A 3,648-nucleotide genomic window follows, 5' to 3' on the forward strand; every position below is an offset into this window, starting at 1 on the left:
ATAGCAAGCGCAAGCTGTTCATCCCAATCAAGGCGTTTACGTGCACGTGCCATTTTGAGATCCCATTCTTTTGCACCGGGAACACCTTTGACGATATCAGCCGCATGTGCGGCGATACGTGCGGCGATGATACCTTCGACGACATCTTCTTTTGTCGGGAGTGCCAGATGTTCGGCAGGCGTTACATAGCAGAGGAAATCTGCCCCCGATACGGCGGCAAGCGTACCGCCGATCGCCGAAGTGATATGGTCATAGCCGGGCGCGATATCGGTAACAAGAGGCCCCAATACATAGAACGGAGCTCCTTTACAGATCTCTTTTTGCAGACGCATATTGGCTTCGATCTGATCGTACGGCATATGTCCCGGTCCTTCAACAAGCACTTGAATATCTTTTGCCCATGCACGATCGACGAGTTCACCCAAGGTAAGGAGTTCCTGCATCTGCGCGCGGTCGGTCGCATCAGCCAGACAGCCGGGGCGCAGACCGTCACCAAGACTGATCGTCACATCATAACGACTGCAAATATCGAGAAGATCGTCGTAACGTTCATAGAGCGGATTTTCTTTTCCGTTGTGAAGCATCCATGCCGTCAGGAACGAACCACCGCGGCTGACGACGTCCATTTCTCTGCCTTCCGCTTTGAGCGTACGAATGACATTCTGCGTGACACCGCAATGGAGCGTCATAAAGTCTGCCCCGTCTTTGGCATGCTGTTCGATGACATGGAGCATATCATCTGCCGTCATATCAACGACAGCACCACGATTTTTGATCGCATCGACCGTCGCCTGATAGATCGGCACCGTACCGACGATGATACTGGAGCGTTCAATGATAGCTTTGCGCGTTGCGTCGATATTGTCGCCCGTACTCAGATCCATGACCGCATCGGCACCTGCCTTGATCGCAGCATCGAGTTTTTCGAGTTCGGGCGCAATATCGGGAAACGCACTCGACGTACCGATATTCGCATTCGTTTTCGTCGACAAGCCTTTGCCGACACCACGCGGAATGAGCGCAGTATGGTTGATATTCGCGCAGATCGATATTGTGCCTTCTGCGACACGCTCGCGTATCAACTCGGCAGACACGCCTTCCTGCTCGGCGACGATCGCCATTTGCTCTGTAATTTTTCCTTGTTTTGCCATACTCATTTGTGTTGCCATGTTGTTTCCTCCTGTCATGTCACCACTATTACAAAACAAAAACTGCTTATCCAACCATAGATAAGCAGCTCGTCTTTCAGATGCAAGTCCACTTCCCTACGCCGGTATTATCCGGAAATTCAGGTTCTAAGGGTTTATCGTATATACGATCTCTCAGCACTGTGGTGCACCCCTAGTGGTTTGACTATTTAATTTTCTCTCATTATAGCAAGGTTACCATTAAAATACAATCATTTTTTCAACAGTTCATTCATTCTGCCGATCGGCTCGGATAAGTCTACATGACCACCGATCGATTCGACCTGTTTGCCGTTGACCATGATGCGGACTTTTTCCACGCCGTGGATCTCAGTCAGCGTATTGACGATGGAGCCGACCAGCAATAGCTCGCCTGCCGATCCACCGCGGAAGTTTTTCACGATCTCAGGCGAGAAATCAACACGCGCGATCCCGTTGGCGAAATGTATCGAACGTACCTTGGTCCCATCCGGTATCGTCGACCAGTTACCACTGTCGGACGGCTCTGACAAAAGCAGTCCCAACGCCTGCGCGATCGTTTCATTCGTTTTGGCTACCGTATATACCTCGCCGACAAGAGCTTGTCCGTTGGCAGATGCGCGATAGACCGTCACTTTTCGCTGGTCTTTCGACTGTTCGCTTCGATAAACATCATCTGCCGTACGCGGTCGTTGTTCCGCCCGCTCTTGATCGAACGAGATCGAAATGCGATCGCCGATGACATCTTTGATATCGTGGTAATAACTACCGCCAATGACGACAGCAAGCGCCAATACTGCGAGCAGACCCAATCTCAGAATCCATTTCATACGATGACCTCCTTATGCGGAGAAATATTGTTTCAACCCCGTCAAGATCGCCTGCGCAAAGAGTGCCTGCGCATTGGACGATATCAAGAGCTGTTCTTCTCGCGGATTGGAGATGAACGCCAACTCTGTCAAAATAGACGGCATCGAACTGTTCTTCAATAAATAGAAGTTCGCCGTTTTGACGCCTCTATCCTTCAAATCGAACTGATCCATCAGACTTTTCTGTACAGCATATGCCAATCGTTCACCCTCAAGAGAGCCTTGATAATAATACGTTTCTACACCACCGATATCGGGCGAGGTAAACGAATTGAGATGGATCGAAACGAATACATCTGCTTGCAATTCTTCGGCAACGACAACACGATCACCTAACTCTACACTGACAGACGCACCTTCTCGATGGCTGACATCGCGGTCAGTCGTACGTGTCATCAATACGTTGGCACCTTCTGTAATAAGCTGTTTCTGAAGCTCTTTGGCAACAGCAAGCGTGATGTCTTTTTCATAGACACCGCTTGGCCCAACGGCACCGCAATCCGAGCCGCCGTGACCTGCATCAAGAATGATCGTCTTGCCTTTTATTCCGCCGCTGCCATCCCCGTGAGAAGCTAGCGTCATCGTCAAGATAACGATGCTCTTCCCATCCGACTGCGCTCGCACCTCACTGCGACACTCTGCAATACGCATCGACTTCGTGCAGTTGATGACAGCTTCCGCGAACGTCTTGCCCGCAGGTTGGAAAATAATCTCTTTGGCATACTTGCCATCAAGACTGCTTCGCGTCACAGCGACTACATGCGCACCATTTAAGAGGACACGCAGCTGTGATTCCGTTGCACCGACAACGCAAGGAACGACTTCTGTGATCTTACTGTCAAACGTTATCATGACGTTCACAACGGTACTGCCTTCACCTTCACGCACCGTATATTCCGTTTTTTCAACCGCGGCCGCATACGCGACCGTACAAGCAAACAGTATGCCGATCAGCATCGAGCAGATCAGCGCGATTCGTTTCTTCATATTTTGCCAACCTTTCTATGACAAAAGAAAGCAGCACACCTGCCGCTTTCTTCTTGCTGCATACTACTTCATCAATTCCGCCAGAAGGCTCTCCGTTTCTGTCTTAGCTTCTCGCGTACGTTCTTCGTCTACCTCGACCATGACCGCAAGATAGTCGCCTTCCTTCACTTCGGGCGGCAGACACACACGCGGAAATACTACTTGTTTCGTTTCATCCGCAAAGAGAAGGACTGCCTTATCTCCTTCGAACCGATCAACTACCGCTGTTATCTTCATCTTGCCTTCTCCTTCTCGACCGTATACGAGCTGCCGTCACTATGGATTGTGATCGTACCGTCACGGTCGGTGCGATAGATGTCACAGCCTTGTTTTTGATATCGTTTCATGATGTTTTGATGCGGATGACCGTAATCATTGCCTGCACCGACCGATATCAAGACCGTCTTGGGCATAACTGCTTTCAAAAACACATTGGAAGACGAAGTCTTGCTTCCGTGGTGCGATGATTTCAGCACATCAGACTTCATCTGCTTACCATACTTTTTCACGATGGCTTTTTCGGCAACACTTTCGGTATCGCCCGTAAACATCATCGTAAAATCACCGTATACCAGCCGTCCGACGAT

At 50.0% G+C, this 3,648-nt stretch carries 5 protein-coding genes and 1 riboswitch; all 5 genes read right to left on the minus strand.

Annotation, left to right across the window (positions count from 1 at the left end):
* On the minus strand, positions 1 to 1,169 hold a 1,169-nt coding region (gene thiC, locus IJN28_04915), incomplete at its 3' end, for a phosphomethylpyrimidine synthase ThiC (GenBank protein MBQ6713110.1).
* Positions 1,170 to 1,245: 76 nt separating this feature from the next.
* Positions 1,246 to 1,353: riboswitch (TPP riboswitch) on the minus strand.
* Positions 1,354 to 1,399: 46 nt separating this feature from the next.
* Positions 1,400 to 1,996 (minus strand): GerMN domain-containing protein, encoded by a 597-nt coding sequence (locus tag IJN28_04920; GenBank protein MBQ6713111.1) that lies wholly within the window; start codon positions 1,994 to 1,996, stop codon positions 1,400 to 1,402.
* 12 nt (positions 1,997 to 2,008) lie between these two features.
* Positions 2,009 to 3,022, minus strand: a complete 1,014-nt coding sequence (locus IJN28_04925; protein MBQ6713112.1) for an N-acetylmuramoyl-L-alanine amidase — start codon at positions 3,020 to 3,022, stop codon at positions 2,009 to 2,011.
* Positions 3,023 to 3,085: 63 nt separating this feature from the next.
* Positions 3,086 to 3,298, minus strand: coding sequence for a DUF3006 domain-containing protein (locus IJN28_04930; GenBank protein MBQ6713113.1), 213 nt, complete (start codon positions 3,296 to 3,298; stop codon positions 3,086 to 3,088).
* On the minus strand, positions 3,295 to 3,648 hold a 354-nt coding region (locus tag IJN28_04935; GenBank protein MBQ6713114.1), incomplete at its 5' end, for an MBL fold metallo-hydrolase. The genes IJN28_04930 and IJN28_04935, both read right to left, overlap by 4 nt.

The sequence above is a fragment of the Selenomonadales bacterium genome, assembly GCA_017442105.1.
Classification (GTDB): Bacteria; Bacillota; Negativicutes; order RGIG982; family RGIG982; genus RGIG982.

Excerpts from the sequence above, each read along its gene's own strand:
- IJN28_04920 (MBQ6713111.1), bottom strand. The coding sequence starts at position 1,996 with ATGAAATGGATTCTGAGATTGGGTCTGCTCGCAGTATTGGCGCTTGCT.
- IJN28_04925 (MBQ6713112.1), bottom strand. The coding sequence starts at position 3,022 with ATGAAGAAACGAATCGCGCTGATCTGCTCGATGCTGATCGGCATACTG.
- IJN28_04930 (MBQ6713113.1), bottom strand. The coding sequence starts at position 3,298 with ATGAAGATAACAGCGGTAGTTGATCGGTTCGAAGGAGATAAGGCAGTC.